Genomic DNA, 18,288 nt, shown 5'->3' with positions numbered 1-18,288 from the left:
GAGAGTGAAGCTTATGTTTGATATAAAAAAAATTCCCTTCAGCCGTTATGGTTCATTTATTACAATTTCGCGAAATCACCAAGAGGAGGGTGACAGCCCCCTCTACCTCCGTAATATCCGAAATGGGGACAATGAGTTTGGCGAGGTATTCCGTATTGATCTTATTCATGAGGGGAACCTCGTGCCATATAAGGCAGTACTAAGTCCGAGCATGCTCCGGCTCGAAAATGCGGAAGGTTATGCAGAATTTTGTATAACAGAAGCCCGAGTTTTACAGATAAGAAGTCATAGCGTGGGGGTCAGACTGACAGGAATTACCGGAGCTTATGATTATGCGGTTCCTGTGGAAGATGATCGTTGGGAAGTTAATCACTCCCGTCAGGAAATGCGGTATATGCTTACTTCGATAAAAGGACGCCTCGTCGTGGATGCACCTTTTATTGAACAGCGTTGTGAAAAAATTATTGTCGACTTTCTTCCAGAGTCGGACATGGGGGAAATGGAAGGTGTGATTGAGGAGTTTATGACGGTTTACACAGCCCGTTCCTACTCGGCTTTTACAGAAGGGCACGATAACGTTTTAAAGGAATATGAATCATGGGTCGATAATACCCTTGAGATACCTGAAAAGTATGTCCGAGGGAAAGAAATGGCGGCCTATGTTACCTGGTCATGCGTGGTGGCGCCTGAAGGAATGCTGACTAGGCCTGCGATGTACATGTCGAAGAACTGGATGACAAATATTTGGAGCTGGGATCACTGCTTTAATGCCCTGGCGTTAGCAAAAAATAACCCCGACCTCGCCTGGGACCAGCTTATGATCTTTTTTGATTTGCAGGATAAATCCGGAATGCTTCCAGACTTTGTCAATAACAGGTCTGCGTTGTGGAATTTCACAAAACCGCCTATCCATGGCTGGACACTAAGGCGCATGTCGGAACAAAACGATTTTGTTTCAGCGGAGAAACTGCTAGAAGTTTATCAGCCGCTTGTTAAATGGACGGAGTGGTGGCTGACTTTCCAGGACAGTGACAAAGACGGGATTCCGCAATACAATCACGGAAATGACAGTGGTTGGGATAATAGTACAATTTTCCACAAAGGGACTCCGGTTGAAAGTCCCGACCTTTCATCCTTTCTAGTGCTGCAAATGGAAGTTTTGTCGGAAATAGCCTGTAAGCTTGGAAAAAATGAGGAAGCTAGAAAATGGATGGATGAGTCGCAAGCATTGTTAAATAGAATGATTGAACATTTTTGGAACGGACAACGATTTGTAGCAAAACGGTCAGGCACACATGAAATCATCGAATCTGACAGTCTGGTTTTGTATGTTCCTCTGATTCTTGGAGATAGGCTTCCGCCGGAAATCTTAAAGAAATTGGTAGAAGATATAAAGACCAAGGGGTTTTTAACAGAATATGGATTGGCAACCGAGCTGCCAAACAGTCCATTTTACAGGGAAGATGGTTATTGGCGCGGCCCAATCTGGGCACCAACAACTATGCTTCTAGTAGATGGTTTGGTCTCATCCGGTGAAAAGAAATTAGCTCTCGAGGTGGCAGAGAAATTCTGTTCAATGGCAACCAAGTCAGGCATGGCGGAAAACTATGACGCTCTAACTGGATCTGGACTTCGTGATCCGGCATTTACATGGACCTCGAGCGTATTCCTTATCCTTGGACAACATCTAAGTAAAGAGGATTCAATTAAGGATTAAAGAGAAGGTAAGTCGACTACATCTCAAAGCACAGCGTTTTGTAATAAAAACATATTAACGATTGAGAGGTTTAATGATGAAAAAACTAAAAAGATGGGAAGACATCCATACAGATGGCATAAACCGTTTAAGTGCACGTGCTCATTTTATCAGCTATCCTTCACTTAGTGCGGCTGAAACACATAATGTGGCCAATAGTCACTACTATCAAAACCTTAACGGAATATGGAAATTTGTATTCCTCGAAGCTCCCGAATATTGGCCGGATGGCTTTTATGATGACGATTTGGATACGAAAGTTTGGGACGAAATTGCTGTTCCTGGCAACTGGCAAATGCAAGGCTACGGGAAGATGCATTATTCTGATCTGTGGTACAATTTTCCGATTATTCCGCCCCGTGTCCCAACTGAAAACCCAACGGGCATTTATCGTCGAGAGTTTGAGTTCGATCGGAATTTGGATGAAGAACAATTAATCCTTCGTTTTAATGGTGTCGATTCTGCTTTCGAATTGTATGTAAATGGAGAATTTGCTGGTTATAGTAAGGGGGCTCGGATTCAATCAGAATTTGATATTACGAAACTATGCAGACAAGGTGCAAACACCATCACTGTCCGCGTCTTCCAATGGTCAGATGGGACTTATCTTGAAGACCAGGATATGTGGTGGCTGAGCGGGATCTTCCGTGATGTTGAACTATATACTCGGCCGGTTTCTGGCGTATATGACTTTACCGTAACGACAGAGTTTGATAGAGAATGGAAGAATGCGACCTTAACTGTTTTGGTTGAGCTGACGGAACAGCGCAACCAAATCATTACTTATGAATTAATTGATCCAGAAGGCAAGCCAGTTTTTATCGAGGAAAAAAAGGCAAACGAGCCTTTAAGCAGGTATATAGTGTCACCTTTAAAATGGAGTGCAGAGCAGCCCTATTTATACAACCTCTATATGACAGTAATGGAAGATGGAAAAATTATTGAGGTGGTACATCAGCATGTAGGATTCCGCTCGATAGTCATGGCAGAGGATACATTCCTCGTAAATGGTGTGGCCATTAAGTTCAAGGGCGTGAATCGTCATGACTACAACCCGAGGACAGGCCGAGTGGTGACGAGAGAGGAAATTGAGCGCGACATCAAGATAATGAAGCAAAACAATATCAACGCCATACGTACGGCTCATTATCCGAATGCCCCATACCTTTATGATCTTTGTGATCAATACGGGCTGTATGTGATTGATGAAACGGATTTAGAATGTCACGGGTTTGAATTGACAGGAAAGTATGATTGGATCAGTAATGATTCAGACTGGGAAACGGCATATGTTTCGAGGATTGAGCGGATGATTAAGCGTGATAAAAACCATCCTTGCATTATCATGTGGTCGCTAGGGAATGAGTCTGGATTTGGTGATAATTTCCGAGCTATGGCCAAGCGAGCAAAGGAAATGGATCCAACGCGCCTAGTTCATTATGAAGGAGATTTTGAAGCAGAGGTGACCGATGTATACAGCACGATGTATACATGGCTTGAACATAAGGAAAGAAGGACAATGGATCAGGTTATTGAAAAGTCTAAAAAACCACATATTCTTTGTGAATATGCCCATGCTATGGGGAACGGGCCTGGAAATCTCAAAGAATATCAAGACTTATTTTATAAGTATGATAAACTCCAAGGCGGATTCGTTTGGGAATGGTTTGACCACGGAATTGAAGCTGTAGCAGAGGATGGTACAGTTTACTATCAGTATGGCGGTGATTTTGGTGATGACCCGACGAATGGAAACTTCTGTATCGATGGGTTAATCATGCCGGATGGTTCACTTTCCCCAAGTCTATATGAGTATAAAAAAGTGATTGAACCAGTTCAAACAGAATGTATTGATATCGAGAAGGGCCTTTTCCGTCTGATGAATCGATATGATTTCTTATCATTAGCTCATTTGGATTTAACATGTTCGTTATTTGAGGATGATCGATTGGTTGATTCCTTTGATGTGGAGCTTCCAAAACTAGCTGGGCGTGAAACAGCAGAGATTCATTTGCCAGTTGGACAGGACATAGAAAAAGTTAGTGGAGCCCATTACTATTTTGTATTTTCATATAAATTAAATCAGGATACACCTTGGGCACCGAAAGGACATGAATTAGCGAACGCTTCCTTTGTGCTCCCAGGAAAGTCAAAATCACCAAAAGCTCACGGTGATGGCGAGCTTCTCATTAAAAAAGAGGGAGCGCTACTAAACGTTAGTGGCACTGATTTTACCATCACGTTCGATTGCGTCAAAGGAACACTAAAACAAGTTACCCGAAATGGGAAAATCCAGATTGAAAAGGGTCCGAAGTTCAACTTCTGGCGTGCACCGATTGACAATGATATGTACTTGCTAAATGATTATCGAACAAAATACTTTATGCATCTCGGACATGAAATTGTCGAGGATATCCGCTATGAGTTGAAAAACGGAGTATTCGAATGGGATACAGATGCACTGTACGGTTCAACAAACAGTTCTTGGTACTATCAATTAAACTATCAATATAGAATCTATCCGGATGGTGATATTCTTTGCAGCATAAATGGAATTGCATCCGGTATGAAAGAAAATGCACCGGTCATGATTCCGCGTCTCGGTGTGAATATGCGCTTGAATAAGGAGTTTACCAATAGTCAGTGGCGCGGCCGAGGACCTGGTGAAAGTTATGTGGATTCGAAGCAAGCAAATCACTTAGGTGTTTACCGTCAAACAGTTGATGAGTTGTTCACAAACTACGTGAAACCGCAAGAAAACGGCAACCGTTCTGATTGTGACTGGGTAAGCATAACAGATCGTCAGTCTAATGGCCTCATTTTCATCGCTGATGACCAATTTGACTTCAGTGCTTCACACTATGAAGTTAGTGACCTAGAACTTGCCAAGCATACGGTCGATTTAAAGCCGCGTGACTACGTAGTCTTGAATATAGACTACAAACAAAATGGTCTCGGCAGCAACTCCTGCGGCCAAGACCAGCTCGAAAAATATCGCTGTAAATTCGAAGACTTTACCCTTTCATTTCGGATTTCTTCCTTCAATACTAAAAATACCACAGCTGTAGTGCTTGGAAGAGAACAGAGCTAAAGGTGTCAGGCACCACCCGTGGACATTTGTCCACGAACGGTGCCTGACACTCTTTTATTTAAAAAGGAGGCACCCTCTCAAAGGGTGCCCCGTCTCATCATGAGAATTCCTTATTAACTAAAGCTTCTGACCAAAGGTTTTTATCGAACTCTGTTTCTTCTCCATAAGAGAGTGTAATCACGGCTGTCTTTGGATAATCCTTTAATAATTCCTTTAACTCGTTGTCTTTATCAATCATAAAATCAACAACAGGGAAGGCCTTTAATAATTGGGTTAATGATTTAGGAGAGGCAGCTGTTTCATGTGTCGGAAAGGTATGACTGGGAATCACATATTTAACGTTTAATAAATTTTTTACAGCATAGGCGGCTTCTTTTGGTCCCATTGTAAAATGGCCGCTTGAAGAAAGGATTGCAATTTCCGGCTCATATACATCTTGAATCAACTTTATATCTGACATTAATGCCGTATCACCAGAGTGGTAAAGGGTATAATCATCTTTAAAGTCAAAAATATAACCTGCTGACTCACCGGCATATACTGGTTGGCCTTGGGTTTCACCGTAAGAAGATGTATGTTTTGCCTGGACCATGGTTACATTTACATCCTCAAAGGAAACAGAACCTCCTAAATTAATGGGAAGGACATTTTTAATTCCTTGCTGCAAAAGGATGAGTGCCAGCTCGTATTGTGCCACAATCATAATATCAGGTTTATGGTCAACCAACTTCGTAAGACCGCTTGTATGATCAAAATGGCCATGGGTTAAAAATACACAATCAATAGATTGGTAGAAATCAGCAGTATTTAATTGCGGAGGAAAGCCAGGATTTAAATCAAAGAACGGATCAATAAGATACTTTTTCCCAACCTTACTTTTTAGAACGTACATGGCATGGCCAAGCCGTAATATTTTCAGAGCAAGCACCCCCATAACCTTTAGAATGAGACCTCATATACCATATTATTTTTTCGAATGAATAATAAGAACCATAATCGGATTATTCATACGTCGATAAAATTTAAGTATAATGTTTTGTGAACCAAAAAACATGATTTGAATAGCATTTATTGGTGATACGCAAAAGAAAGCGCTGCCAAAAACGATATTAATCAAAAAAATCAGAAATATTTAAATAAATCGAATAATATACTAGACGAATCGAAAAAATTGTTTTAAAATAATATTTATCAATTAGTTAAGACAGTAAACAAAAGTATTTTGAATCATAAAAGGCTATCAATCTACGCTTTGTTATGTCAGAAAAATCAGAAAAAAAGAAAGAGGTCATTATAATGAAGAAAAAATGGGCAAAAATGTTTATGGCTTCCACTTTATTAGCTGGAATACTTGCAGGTTGTTCAGGAGCACCAAAAAGTTCAGGCAGTGACAGTAAAACGATTAAAGTTGGAGTTAACTTAGAGTTATCCGGAGGGGTTGCTTCTTACGGGGAGTCACTTGAGAACGGTATCGATATTGCAGTTGATGAGATTAATAAAGCTGGTGGAGTAAAGGGTAAAAAGCTAGAGATTATTAAAGTGGATAACAAATCCGAAGCAGCAGAAGCTACAAACGGTGCCATTAAATTAACAAGTCAAGACAAAGTAACAGCCATTATTGGTGCAGCTACAAGTGGTGATACGGTGGCACAGGCTCAAATCGCGAATGATACAAAAACAATTCTTTTAACACCATCGGGTACAAGTCCAAACGTAACTGTGGGTGATAATGGAAAATTGAACGAATTCGTCTTCCGTACTTCCTTTATTGATCCATTCCAAGGGATCGTTGCAGCGAATTTCGCTACGAAGGAATTAAATTTAAAAAATGCAGCTATTTTTGCAGATAGCGCTAGTGATTATGCGAAAGGTTTAGCAGCTTCATTCAAAGAGACATATGAAAAGGCTGGCGGTAAAGTGGTTGCCGAAGAGGCATATGTTGCGAAAGATACTGATTTCCGTGCAACCTTAACTCGAATTAAAGCCAAAAATCCAGAATTCATTTTTATTCCTGGATACTATGAAGAAGTTGGTTTAATCGTGAAACAAGCTCGTGAAATGGGTATCACTGTTCCATTAATGGGTGCAGACGGCTGGGATTCACCGAAGTTAGTGGAATTGGCTGGAGCGGACGCATTAAACAATACATTTATCACGAACCATTACACATCTGAAGATCCAGATAAAAATATTCAAAAATTCGTAACGACTTACAAAGAAAAGTTCAATGGTGAATCACCTAATGCATTTAATGCACTTGGCTATGACACTGTTTATCTATTAGCTGATGCGATTGAGCGTGCTGGCGGTACGGATACTACAAAAATTAAAGAAGCATTAGAGAAAACAAAAGATTTGTCTAGGATTACAGGTAAGATCACTATCGATAAAGACCACAATCCAATTAAATCAGCAACTGTTTTAGAATATAAAGACGGTAAGCAAGTGTTTAACACTAAAGTTAATCCATAAAATTGCGAAAAGTGAAATGGAAGGACGGGCCTTCCATTTCACTTTTTTTATTTTTCTTAATCATGCATACTTTTGCCCGTTTTGTTCTTCGATTACATTCGTATAATGCCAAGTCAGATTTTCAAAAATCCGATCCCATCTCTGTGTTAAGGCGTAATCTCTTCCGGCGTTTCCCATCTGTTCTCGCAATCCATCATCCGTTAAAATCTGAATAATGGCATCTCTAAATTCCTGAACATTACCTGGTTTACATAATTCACCTGTAATCCCTGCTTTAATTATATTCTTAACACCTCCAGACTTTGCACCAATGACAGGTGTTCCACTCGCAAGGGACTCTAGAACAACATTTCCAAAGGTCTCAGTTGGTGAGGGAAAAACTAATAGATCAGATGCTGAATAGACTTCGGCTAAGCTTTTTCCATATAGGTATCCTGTAAAGGTCATATTAGCTTCTGCTTGGGCTTGCAGTTCCTCGCGTAATGGGCCATCACCGACGATTAACCAATGTAATTTTTCATTTATTTCAGCTGGGATTGATTTTGCGACGGCAAATAGTGTTTTGATATCTTTCTCTGGTGCTAATCTGCCAACATAGGTAAGCAGGTATTTTCCTTGTGTGCTGTAATGTCTTTGAACAGCGTTTTTATCATAATAGGGGTGATAAAGCTGGCAATCCACACCTCTAGGCCATAGTTCTAAGTTTGAAAATCCATGGTGCTTAAGCTGTAGGAATGTTTCAGTTGAGGGGACAAAAAGTTTGCTGCATGTTCGATGGAACCAGAGCATGTATTTCCAGTGGATTTTTGAAAGAAAATGAAGGTCATAATAGTGTAAATAATGATCAAAATTGGTGTGATAGGAACCAACAAGGGGAATGTTTAATTTCTTAGAAAAATAAATACCACAAAGGCCGATATTAAAAGGGGTTGCAACATGAATTAAATCAGGAGAGAAATGTTGTAACTCTGACTTGATTTGAAGAAGGTTTGGAAAAGCTAAGCGGCATTCAGGGTATAAGAAAAAGGAACGGCTTTTAAAAAGATGAATATTCGTAGAACTATAGTCGTTAGAATTTGAATCGGGTGCGAAAATTTTATAATCAATATTCTGATCTTCAAAATAGGTAGTCAATCGTTTAAGCGTCCCAGCAACCCCGTTGATGTCTGGATAAAAGGTATCTGTGAAAATAGCAATTTTCATATAATCCCTCCTAATTGAACTCTCAAACCCACAATAAATAAAAGCATAGGCTCCCGGATAGGGTCCCTAGAATTCCTCCCGCAATCACATCGGAAGGATAGTGAAGACCTAAGTAAATTCTAGATATGCCTACACATAGCCCTAAAGGGATTAGGACATAAGAAAGTAGAGGTATGAATAAGACATATGGCGTCACAAGAGAAAATATTGCCGTCGTATGCCCTGAAGGAAAAGAATGATCTTGTAATGGGTTAGCAGGAAACTTTGTTTTTTCAATCATTAAATAGGGTCTTTTACGAGGAAATAGCAACTTTACAAAATGCACGGGTATATGACTGGCTGATAAAGCAAGTGCGCTAGCAACGGCAATCAATCTGATTTCCCTTGGCGAGAGGATTAAGAGAAAAAGTGTGGCCGCAATAGTTATTCTAGCTCCACCAAGGTGTGTAACCGTGCGGAAAAAAAGATTTAATAGCTTTTTATCAAAATGGCTGTTTACCTTTTGCAGGACCCTGCATTCAAAACCATAAAATACATGTAGCATTTTTATCATTGTCTATTCCCCTTTGCATTCGATGCTTATATAATTATTTCAGCACTTCGGATGTCCGTTATTATTATTGGGATTTTCAATGGTTGATAAATTTTTTCGATTATTGTTGCTGCTTCAGGATGATTGGTTCCTATTACGATTAGGTCACCGTGGAAAAAATCTTGGATTGCAGAACCTTCCCGAAGAAACCCGGAATTGGTGACAACGTTTGCGAGTAGGTTAGGGGGCTTGCTTCTATTAATAATTTGTTGGATAAGATCGTTTGTGCCGACTGGGACTTTGCTTATTGTACAAATGGTTACATCATTTTCGATATAGTGAGCAATCGTGTGTGAAACTACATGGATGTATTTTAGATCCCGTGACCCATCATGTTTTTTTGGTGCTCCGACCGCGATAAAAATGACTTCAGCCTCTGAATAGGCTTGATGATGGCTCACTGTAAACTTCAGTTGACCGTTATGGAGATTTTTTTCTAAAAGAGACTCAAGACCAGGCTCAAAAATTGGAGAACGACCATTTTGGAGCATGTCAATTTTCTCTTTCTTAATGTCTATACATGTCACCATATGCCCTAATTCTGCTAAGCAAGCACTTGTGACCAGCCCTGCATATCCTGCTCCAGCAACGGTAATCTTCATCCAATCCCTCCAATTGATATTATTTACTTTATTGTATAAGGGAATAGAGAATTTTTTCTTAAGCTGGTGTTAAAAGAATGTAAAGAAATTGTAAGATTCAGCATCTTCATCATGAATAGAGTGCCTGACACCTGAGAATATTAAAAATCCCTTCATTAGATAAATTCAGAATAGTGTGCTATAATTTGGTTGGTAGTAGGTACTAATATCAGATATTAAAATAACTGTTTTTCCAGATTTTATAAGTGATTTATAAGTGGTGCTATTTTTCGAATTTGGAATGAGCGCTTGTCAGGAAACCTAAACAAACTTTTACAACAACGGGGGATTATGATGTTAACAAATGATTTGGACTTTAGGTTAGAGCCTAAACTTATTGATTTATATGAAGAACATAAAAAACGGTCTGAAAAAATAGATTGGGGTTACCATGATTTCTTACCATGGGATAAGGCAATGGATTTTCGACGTGTTCCCTGGGATGAAAGCCAGATCACACTGCCTCCATCCATTATTACTGCGGTTGAAACGGCTCTTTTAACCGAAGTAAACCTGCCATGGTTTACCTCTCATCTCGATCAAACGTTTAAAGGTTCTTTAACGGTTATTAAAGATTTTGTCCATACTTGGACTGCGGAAGAAGATCAGCATTCAAACCTGATTGAAACGTATTTATTAATTACACGCAATGTAGATCCGAAGCGCCTCCACCAATTACACAAACAAACGGTTGAGAATGGCTGGAATCCTGATTACCATACGCCTTTTGAAACCATGGTTTATACCTCTTTACAAGAACTCGCAACCATGGTTTTTTATAATAATGTTGCCAAAGTAGCTGGTTCGCACGATAAGGATTTAGCTAGCCTGCTTCGCCGACTTGCAAAGGATGAAACGTTGCATTATGCCTTTTATCGAGATGTGATTAAATTTCATCTCCAATTGGAACCCAATTACTGTTATCATTTAGGACATGTCATTAAGAATTTTCAAATGCCTGGTACAGTAATGCCTGATTTTGAAGATCGCATGGCCATTATTGCAAAAGAGGCAAACTACGGCCCATTGGAATATTTTGATCAAGTTCTAGATGTGATTGTTGATTATTGGGAATTGGAAAAATTAAGACCGATTGCACCAGAAGCAGAAAAAGCTAGACTGGACATTCTAAATTATCACGCCCGGTTGAAAAGAGTAAGAGATCGTTTTTATAAAAATAAATAAGGTACTTCCAAATAAAAAGGGAAATATTGCCGGTTTAATCGAAACTTAAACTCTTGACAATAAAAATAGGATTTATTATTCTTGAGCAATAGTAACTTAATAAAAATTTCGTATAACTCCAATGATATGGTTTGGAGGTCTCTACCAGGAACCAATAATTCCTGATTACGAAGAAGATACATGGATGTGTATTTTCTTCGTAATCAGGAATTTTTTTTTTCACTTTTTTACCAAACAAAAATTAGGAGGGAAAGATCCAACATGAATTTCGCAACCTTACCCAAAATTGAACTTCACTGCCATTTAGATGGGAGTCTAAGACCTGAAACAATCATTGATATCGCAAAGAGAGAGAGTATCAGTTTACCCTCTATGAAAATAGACGAGATTAAAAGAGAGCTGATTGCTCCATTAGATTGCAAATCCCTGGATGAATATTTAGAGAAATTTTCTATTCCTAATTTAGTTATGCAGTCAGAGGAAAATCTAAGAAGAATTACCTTTGAACTTTTTGAGGATGCAGCCCGGGAAAATGTAAAATACATGGAAGTAAGATTTGCGCCACTCCTTCATACAGCAGGGGGATTAGACGTTGAAGAAATCATTCAAAGCGTCTTATCTGGAATGAAGGATGCCGAAAAGCAATATGAGATAAAGGGAAATTTGATTCTTTCTTGTATGAGAACGATGCCTGCTGACCGTGCTTTTGAGGTCGTTGAGAAGGGGAAGAAATTCCTTGGAGTAGGTGTAGTGGCCATCGATTTATGCGCATCGGAAGAGGAAGGATTTTGTGGAAGATTCGTAGAACCGATCGCCTTAGCTAGAGAATATGGTTATAGAGTAACGATCCATGCGGGTGAAACAGGCATAGGGAAGAATGTATTAGAGGCAGTTGAACTTTTGGGTGCAGAGAGAATTGGACACGGCGTATTCATAAAGGATTGTGCTGAAGCATACAACATTGTGAAGGAAAAACATGTCGTCCTTGAAATGTGCCCAACCAGTAATGTACAAACAAAAGCAGTGGACCAGTTTAGTGAACATCCAATCTACCAGTTTCATAAGGATGGAATCAAGGTAACAGTTAATACGGACAACCGAACCGTTTCAGATACTACAATGGCGAATGAATGTAACATCGTATTTAAAGAATTCAATATTAATGAAAATGACTATAAGCAAATTTACCTTAATAGTGTCGAAGCAAGCTTTGCCGATTCCGAAACAAAGGAAATGCTAAAAAAATTTATGCCCTGATAAAAAAGTAGAATGAAAGGTGTCAGGCACCATGTGAAAAATTCACATGGTGCCTGACACCTTTTCTATTTTTTTGAGAAATTTTAAATAACAGGACAGGCTTTCACCAAGTTTTCACTATTCTCTATTAGACTTCAGGTATCAAGTAGAAAGGAGGAAAGAGAGATGAATACGAAAGTGAAAAAAGGTATTTTCTGGGGCGTGGCAATCGCCGCCATGATCTTGGTGGTCAATGTACTCCACTATTTATTTGGAGGTCATAGTCGTAGTAGTTATGCAGCCGGACAGCATGGACATAGCCATGGCCCAGGAAGCGCTGTGGGGCAACAAGGTGGTTTTGGTTCTCACCAGGTTATGAACGGACCGCACCACGGCGGAGGATTTCCTTGGCTCGGCCTTCTCATAGGACTAGCTGTTGTGGTTCTCTTAGTGAGATGGTTTAGAAAGAAGGCAAAGGCCTCATCGATGAAACAATTTATTAACACACCAGTGGGTTCACATATACCGGTAATAAATCAAAATGCAAGTATTTTAGATACATGGGAAAAAAATTTAACCAATAAAAAGGAGAATGTGTAAAATGGGTATTTTTAAAAGAGTGAAGACGATAACGATGGCAGAAATCAATGGGTTACTAGATGGAATCGAGGATCCAATTGCGATGTTAAATGAATATTCACGAGAAATGGAGCAAGAAATTATAAAAGGCCAGAAAGCCTTGTCTCGTCAAATTTTTGTGGAGAATAAACAAGCTGCTCTCATTTTGGAAACCGAAGGATTGGTAGCAAAGCGTACGCGTCAAGCGAAACTAGCGATTGAACAGGGTGAGGATGGAATCGCGAAGTTAGCGGTGCAAGAGAAACTAGTCCATGAAAAGCAGCTAGACCTTTACAAGCAACAATATGAAGCAGTTAAAGCCCAAACGCAAATTCTTATCGAAAAATTAAATGAGTTGAAAGAGACCTATAACCAAATGCAGCATAAGAAAATCCTCCTAGCATCCCGTGCGAATGTGGCGCAGTCGATGAAGCAGATTCAAAATGCAACAGTGTCCTTCCAAACTGACAACATTACAAGTGGTGTGGCCCGTGCGGAAGAACGGATTTTAATGATGGAAGCAGAGGTACAAGCTGGTCAGCAGTTTTCCGCACCGTTAGCCCAGTATGATGCGGCGTACAGCAACTTTGTAAACGAGGAAGAATTGGAAAAGGAACTTGAAAAGCTAAAAAATGAAAAAGTAATGCAATTAGAAGAAATCGTAAAATAGGACGAGAAAGGAGCACCCATTTATTTATGGTGCTTCTTTTTTTATATCATTATCTTTTCTTAAGCAAACTTTAAGATTGCGATGCTAGATTTGTGTTGCTAGAGATGAATAGATTCATCTAAAAATCTATCTCAAAAGGGGTTCATACCATGAATATATTATTAGCAGAAGATGATATACGTCTCGGAGAGCTGATCGTTTATATGCTCAAAAAAAAGGGCGGATACCAGGTTGAGTGGGTAGTAGACGGGGAAGATGCCTACTATTACGCCACCTCTGCTCACTACGAAGTAGTAATCATGGACTGGATGATGCCAAATGGGACGGGTGTAGAAATTTGCAGCCGATTGCGGAAACAGGGTTATTCGGGTGCGATTCTGATGTTAACCGCCAAAGATACCGTTGGTGACCGAATCGAGGGATTAGATTCTGGTGCCGATGATTACCTTGTCAAACCTTTCGAAATTGACGAACTTTTAGCTCGGCTGCGTGCACTTTCCCGACGGAATTATGCACCAATTTTGGAGGACGAGATCCAAATTCATGGATTGGTTCTGAATAGGAAAAGCCATATTGTACGTTTGGATCGAGAGGAAATTCAACTGAGCCCTCGTGAATTTCAGTTATTAGATTTAATGGTGAAAAATAAGGGACAGGTCCTTCCGCGTGAAGTAATTCTTGAGCGAATCTGGGGCTTTGATTCAGAGGTAGCCCCTAAAACCATAGATGCGACAGTCAAATTAATCCGAAAGAAACTCCAATCTTTCGGAAAACAAAATTTGCTTCAAAGCATCAGAGGGGTAGGGTATAAGTTTGGTAACTAAATTCAGCTCATTCATACAGACATTCACGAACCTAGGTGAAAAAGATATTTTTAAGAGCACACAAGGCCGATTAACACGCATGTATAGTGGACTGCTCATGCTCTTTCTTGTCTTTTTTATTGCGATCGTTTATATCGTCCTACACGTTGTTATCCTAAACAATCAGGAACGAGAACTTCAATCATTAGTGAATCAGGAAGCAAACTTCATTGAGAGTTATTTATTAAAAGATGAACAGAATGATCTCCAAGGAATGGATGACCAAGAGTTGGTGTTTGCTGGAGTCAATCAGTTCTTTTATTATGTGGTTAATTCTAAGGGAGAAATCATCATGGGGAATGAATCGGATCCCCGCTTGCGCTCTGATTTACTGCAGCTAATAAATGGAAGATTTCAAAGCAAAAGAGAAATTCGAAAGGAAACGCTGCATGATGAAGGAAATTCAAACGGAAGGGGAATGAAGGGGGGCTTTCATCCGCGTGAGGCACCTAAAGATATTCGGCTAATAATTACAAGTCGAGCCATTTACGACAAAGGTCAATTTATTGGGCAGTTGTATGTGGGAAAAGACATTACATTTACTTATCAGCTATTCCGCTCTCTATTGCTGATTCTGATAGCAATAGGCATCTTGTTTTTGGGTATTGCCATCTATATGAGTGTGGTAATGTCAAAAAGAGCGATGATTCCGATTAGCGGCGCATTTACAAGGCAGCGCGAATTCGTGGCAGATGCCTCACATGAATTACGAACACCATTAAGTGTCTTGCTCTCATCGATCGATGCGGTGGAAATGACAATCGAACCTCAACAGAGAGACATGGTAGAGAAAATACTTTCGAATATGAGGCAAGAAGTGAGGCGGATGACACATTTGGTGAGCGATCTATTAACCTTAGCCCGTTCCGACTCAAATACAATCCAACTTAGTCTAGAGACCTTTGACTTCCGTCCTCAGGCAGAAACTGCAATTGAGTCCGTTCGTCCGCTGGCAGTTTCCAAGCAAATCAAGCTCCACTTGAATACACTTGGTTCGCTGATTACAGTCGGCGATCCGCAAAGACTATCACAGCTATTATATATACTTTTAGACAATGCGATAAAATACACCCCGCAGGGCGGTGAAGTTAAGCTCTCATTATCAATAGTAGGACAACAGCTTTGTATCTCTGTTCAGGACACAGGAATCGGAATTAGGCCAGAGGATTATCAGCGTATTTTCGAACGTTTTTACAGGTCCGATAAATCTCGTTCCCGGCAAATGGGAGGGCATGGTTTGGGGCTTTCCATCGCCAAGTGGATCGTTGACACACATAAAGGAACCATTAAAGTTTCGAGTGAACTTGGCAAAGGAAGTACATTTATGATTCATATCCCACTAGTATATAAAGAATAGATTTATGGGGGACAGTGCTTGACACTGTCCCTCATAAGATATTTGAATGACTTCTAACTTTCTAAAAAACTACCAATTTCAACGGCTGCTATCCTTTGTTTTCATACTCATCGGCTGCCTCTTTTTCTAAAAGACCCACCTGGATAAGACCATTGAGAATCCCGTGATTAGAAGAATTCGTCGTGATTAAATCGGCTGCAGCCTTTGCTTCAGGAACCCCATTACCCATAGCAATCCCCGTTCCAATCATTGTTAACATCTCCAAGTCATTCAAACCATCTCCAAACGCAAAACAATTCTCATTATTGGTATCTAAGTACTCTTGCAGTTTGTGAATACCGACCGCTTTTGAGGCGCCTTTTGGAAGGAAATCATAAGCATGATCATGCCATTTGACGAAGTGGAAATCAGGGAAACGGTCGATATATAGATCCTCGTTCCCGCTATTACAGTAAAGATGTCCTTGATATATAGGCCTATTTTTATAAAATCCTTCATCAACTTTAGGATAGGACATCATCAATGAATCAAAACTAGATTCAATAAGTGGATGGTTTCCTTCGCTGACCCTATAATCATCGTGGCCGCAGTAAGCAAGGGCATGCCCTTTACTTGCTGTCATAGTGGTAATGGATTGAAGCAGCTCATCATTGATTGGATTCGCGTATATTTCTTGCCCTTCAAACACGACATACTGTCCATTCATGGAAATAAAAGAATCGATATTTAATTCTTTTTGAATCCAATAAAACATCTTCGGTACACGACCAGTGGCGATAACTGTGTGAACTCCTTTTTCCTGAAGTAAACGAACGGCCTTCTTTGTAGAATCCGGAATCACTTTATCCTCGTCAAGCAGCGTACCATCAATATCAAAAAAAACAATAGGCTTTGTCATTTTCTACCCCTCCGTTAAAACACAACACGGTCGTTACGCTCAGAGGATTCCGATCACGCCGACATCGTGTTGTGAGTTCCTGCAAAAACAGAATATTTTATGAAACGCGTTTCAGGTCAAGTGGTTTGTAAAAAAAATCTGTTTTAGCAGTTCCTTTAATGTAAGAATTCGAAGGGAGAGGTCAATTGATACTTGAGATTAAACCGTTTTTCTCTCAATTAATTTCACGGGGATTTCATTTTGTGCAATCTCTTCATTTTTGATGATTCCTTGTAAAAATAATTTCCTGCCGATATCCTCAAGGGGGATTTCAATTGTGGTGATATTCATCATTTTTGCAATGGGCTGATTATTGAAACCAATTAGTGCAAGGTCGTCTGGTATCCTAACATCTAAATTTTGCGCACAGGTTACAATCCCTGCTGCGACTTCATCGCTCGTCACTAGCAATGCTGTAGGAGGATTAGACATTTGTTTAATCCGATTTATTACCTTTTCTCCATCCTCAAAGTGAAGACAATCCTCAAAAATATAGGCAGGGTCAAAAGGCAAATGATAGTTCTTGATAAAATGCATATACGCTAATTCCCTGTTTCTACTATTTGTTCCTGATTTCCGTCCGATGCAATAACCGATTTTATGATGACCTTTTTGATACAAGTAATCTAAGGCGAAAATGAAACTTTTATAGTGATCCACGAATATGGAGGATACATTTTTTCCTCTGGTATCTTCGCATAAAACAATGGGTCCAAAAGGCAAATACGCTTCGATTGTCGACCAAGTACATATTCTCGAACAAATAATTAAAGCATCAATCTGCTTTTGTTTGAGCATTTGAAGGGCTTCTAATTCCCTGGTCTCCACGTAATTGGTCTGAAATAAAACCAACTTGTAGTTGTTTTGTAACGCTTCATTCGCTATCCCTTTAATTAATAGTGCAAAATAAGGGTGATCGATAAAAGGAACAACCACACCAACAAGAAAGGTTTTCCCCATACTTAAATGGACGGCATTAATATTTTGTTGGTAGTTACTCTGTTTAATCGCTTCTAAAACTGCACCCCGTTTTTCTTCACTTACATAAGGATGATTATTTAACACTCGAGAAACAGTTGTTACAGATACGCCTGCCATCTTCGCCACATCTTTAATGTTTGTCATACAAGTACCTTCCTTAGCGGTGCCTGACACCATTGCAATCCCGCGTTTTTCAGTTAATCTTTGCATAATTGTATAATATAACCAGGATGTTTTGTAGTATCAGTGGACGACAACAAGTGCATTGATGGAATCACTATAATAACGAAAGGTACCTGACACCTGATTAGCCAAATGCTAATCGACTAAGTAACAGGGAGGTGGTATTTTCATGATCTAAATAATTAATTAGATTTTTAGTAGAATAGTAGTTGACTTTGGAAGGATACGATAGTAATATAGTAAATCTGATGAGGGCATTGCGAAAGAGGATATGATCTTCTTAAAAAATAATCCTTCACCAGTTGACAAAAATGATATAGATTGATATGATAAAAACCTCGCTGATTCAAATAAAATTATTTCAAAATAATATTTGACTTTATCGAAGCGAGATGATACAATGTTATTCTGTCACGAAATAGTTCTTTGAAAACTAAACAAAGCAGAAACGTCAACAAATTTTTTATTAGTGAATCTTTCGTCAGAAAGTGAAGCTAAGCCAA

The 18,288-nt window shown here is 39.5% G+C and carries 15 protein-coding genes and 1 riboswitch; of the genes, 9 read left to right on the top strand and 6 right to left on the bottom strand.

Translation table 11 applies throughout. The annotated features are described in order from the left end of the window. Positions 1-13 precede the first annotated feature (13 nt). Both COE25_RS25370 and ebgA read left to right on the top strand, forming a co-directional pair. Positions 14-1,717 (top strand): amylo-alpha-1,6-glucosidase, encoded by a 1,704-nt coding sequence (locus COE25_RS25370; RefSeq protein WP_098934598.1) that lies wholly within the window; start codon positions 14-16, stop codon positions 1,715-1,717. A 73-nt stretch (positions 1,718-1,790) separates the two neighbouring features. Beyond that, on the top strand, positions 1,791-4,847 hold the full coding sequence (gene ebgA, locus COE25_RS25365) for a beta-galactosidase subunit alpha (RefSeq protein ID WP_257208959.1): 3,057 nt from the start codon (positions 1,791-1,793) through the stop codon (positions 4,845-4,847). A 97-nt stretch (positions 4,848-4,944) separates the two neighbouring features. Here ebgA and COE25_RS25360 read toward each other — a convergent pair whose 3' ends face one another. After that, positions 4,945-5,775 (bottom strand): metal-dependent hydrolase, encoded by an 831-nt coding sequence (locus COE25_RS25360; RefSeq protein ID WP_180247601.1) that lies wholly within the window; start codon positions 5,773-5,775, stop codon positions 4,945-4,947. A gap of 368 nt (positions 5,776-6,143) precedes the next feature. Between COE25_RS25360 and COE25_RS25355 the strand changes: the two genes are divergently transcribed. Beyond that, positions 6,144-7,319, top strand: coding sequence for an ABC transporter substrate-binding protein (locus COE25_RS25355; RefSeq protein ID WP_179195696.1), 1,176 nt, complete (start codon positions 6,144-6,146; stop codon positions 7,317-7,319). Positions 7,320-7,379: 60 nt separating this feature from the next. Here the strand turns inward: COE25_RS25355 and COE25_RS25350 are convergent, their stop codons facing one another. Genes COE25_RS25350 through COE25_RS25340 form a run of 3 tightly spaced genes read right to left on the bottom strand, consistent with a single transcriptional unit; the run spans position 7,380 to position 9,716 of the window. Further along, positions 7,380-8,522: a glycosyltransferase family 4 protein gene (locus COE25_RS25350; RefSeq protein WP_098934595.1), complete on the bottom strand. Its 1,143-nt coding sequence runs from the start codon at positions 8,520-8,522 to the stop codon at positions 7,380-7,382. Between the two features lie 22 nt (positions 8,523-8,544). Next, positions 8,545-9,066 (bottom strand): phosphatase PAP2 family protein, encoded by a 522-nt coding sequence (locus COE25_RS25345; protein WP_257208968.1) that lies wholly within the window; start codon positions 9,064-9,066, stop codon positions 8,545-8,547. A 35-nt stretch (positions 9,067-9,101) separates the two neighbouring features. Beyond that, positions 9,102-9,716 carry a UDP-glucose/GDP-mannose dehydrogenase family protein gene (locus COE25_RS25340; protein ID WP_088085257.1) on the bottom strand — a complete coding sequence of 205 codons (615 nt, stop codon included), beginning with the start codon at positions 9,714-9,716 and terminating at the stop codon, positions 9,102-9,104. Positions 9,717-10,049: 333 nt separating this feature from the next. Here COE25_RS25340 and COE25_RS25335 point away from each other — a divergent pair, with 333 nt between their 5' ends. The 6 genes from COE25_RS25335 to COE25_RS25310 all read left to right on the top strand — a co-directional run bounded on the left by COE25_RS25335 (position 10,050) and on the right by COE25_RS25310 (position 15,684). Beyond that, the gene (locus COE25_RS25335; RefSeq protein ID WP_098934593.1) at positions 10,050-10,940 is read left to right on the top strand and encodes an acyl-ACP desaturase; all 891 of its coding nucleotides are present in this window, start codon (positions 10,050-10,052) and stop codon (positions 10,938-10,940) included. Between the two features lie 88 nt (positions 10,941-11,028). Beyond that, positions 11,029-11,128: riboswitch (purine riboswitch) on the top strand. A gap of 73 nt (positions 11,129-11,201) precedes the next feature. Next, complete coding sequence (gene add, locus COE25_RS25330; protein WP_088085259.1) at positions 11,202-12,197, top strand: adenosine deaminase; 996 nt, start codon at positions 11,202-11,204, stop codon at positions 12,195-12,197. A gap of 165 nt (positions 12,198-12,362) precedes the next feature. Further along, positions 12,363-12,776 carry a hypothetical protein gene (locus COE25_RS25325; RefSeq protein WP_098934592.1) on the top strand — a complete coding sequence of 138 codons (414 nt, stop codon included), beginning with the start codon at positions 12,363-12,365 and terminating at the stop codon, positions 12,774-12,776. 1 nt (position 12,777) lies between these two features. Beyond that, the gene (locus COE25_RS25320; RefSeq protein WP_180247600.1) at positions 12,778-13,464 is read left to right on the top strand and encodes a PspA/IM30 family protein; all 687 of its coding nucleotides are present in this window, start codon (positions 12,778-12,780) and stop codon (positions 13,462-13,464) included. Between the two features lie 149 nt (positions 13,465-13,613). Continuing rightward, entirely contained in the window at positions 13,614-14,288 is a 675-nt protein-coding gene (locus COE25_RS25315) for a response regulator transcription factor (protein WP_098934590.1), read from the top strand. Next, positions 14,278-15,684 (top strand): sensor histidine kinase, encoded by a 1,407-nt coding sequence (locus tag COE25_RS25310; protein ID WP_257208958.1) that lies wholly within the window; start codon positions 14,278-14,280, stop codon positions 15,682-15,684. The genes COE25_RS25315 and COE25_RS25310 overlap by 11 nt, the downstream gene beginning before the upstream one ends. Before the next feature lie 88 nt (positions 15,685-15,772). Here COE25_RS25310 and COE25_RS25305 read toward each other — a convergent pair whose 3' ends face one another. Further along, on the bottom strand, positions 15,773-16,582 hold the full coding sequence (locus tag COE25_RS25305; protein ID WP_098934589.1) for a Cof-type HAD-IIB family hydrolase: 810 nt from the start codon (positions 16,580-16,582) through the stop codon (positions 15,773-15,775). 198 nt (positions 16,583-16,780) lie between these two features. Next, entirely contained in the window at positions 16,781-17,746 is a 966-nt protein-coding gene (locus COE25_RS25300) for a LacI family DNA-binding transcriptional regulator (protein ID WP_098934588.1), read from the bottom strand. Positions 17,747-18,288 lie beyond the last annotated feature (542 nt).

It is taken from the genome of Bacillus sp. AFS031507 (assembly GCF_002584635.1).
In the GTDB taxonomy this organism is placed as follows: Bacteria; Bacillota; Bacilli; order Bacillales; family Cytobacillaceae; genus Neobacillus.
The sequence above is the reverse complement of the archived record's forward strand: the minus strand, read 5'-3'. Positions and strand labels throughout refer to the sequence as shown.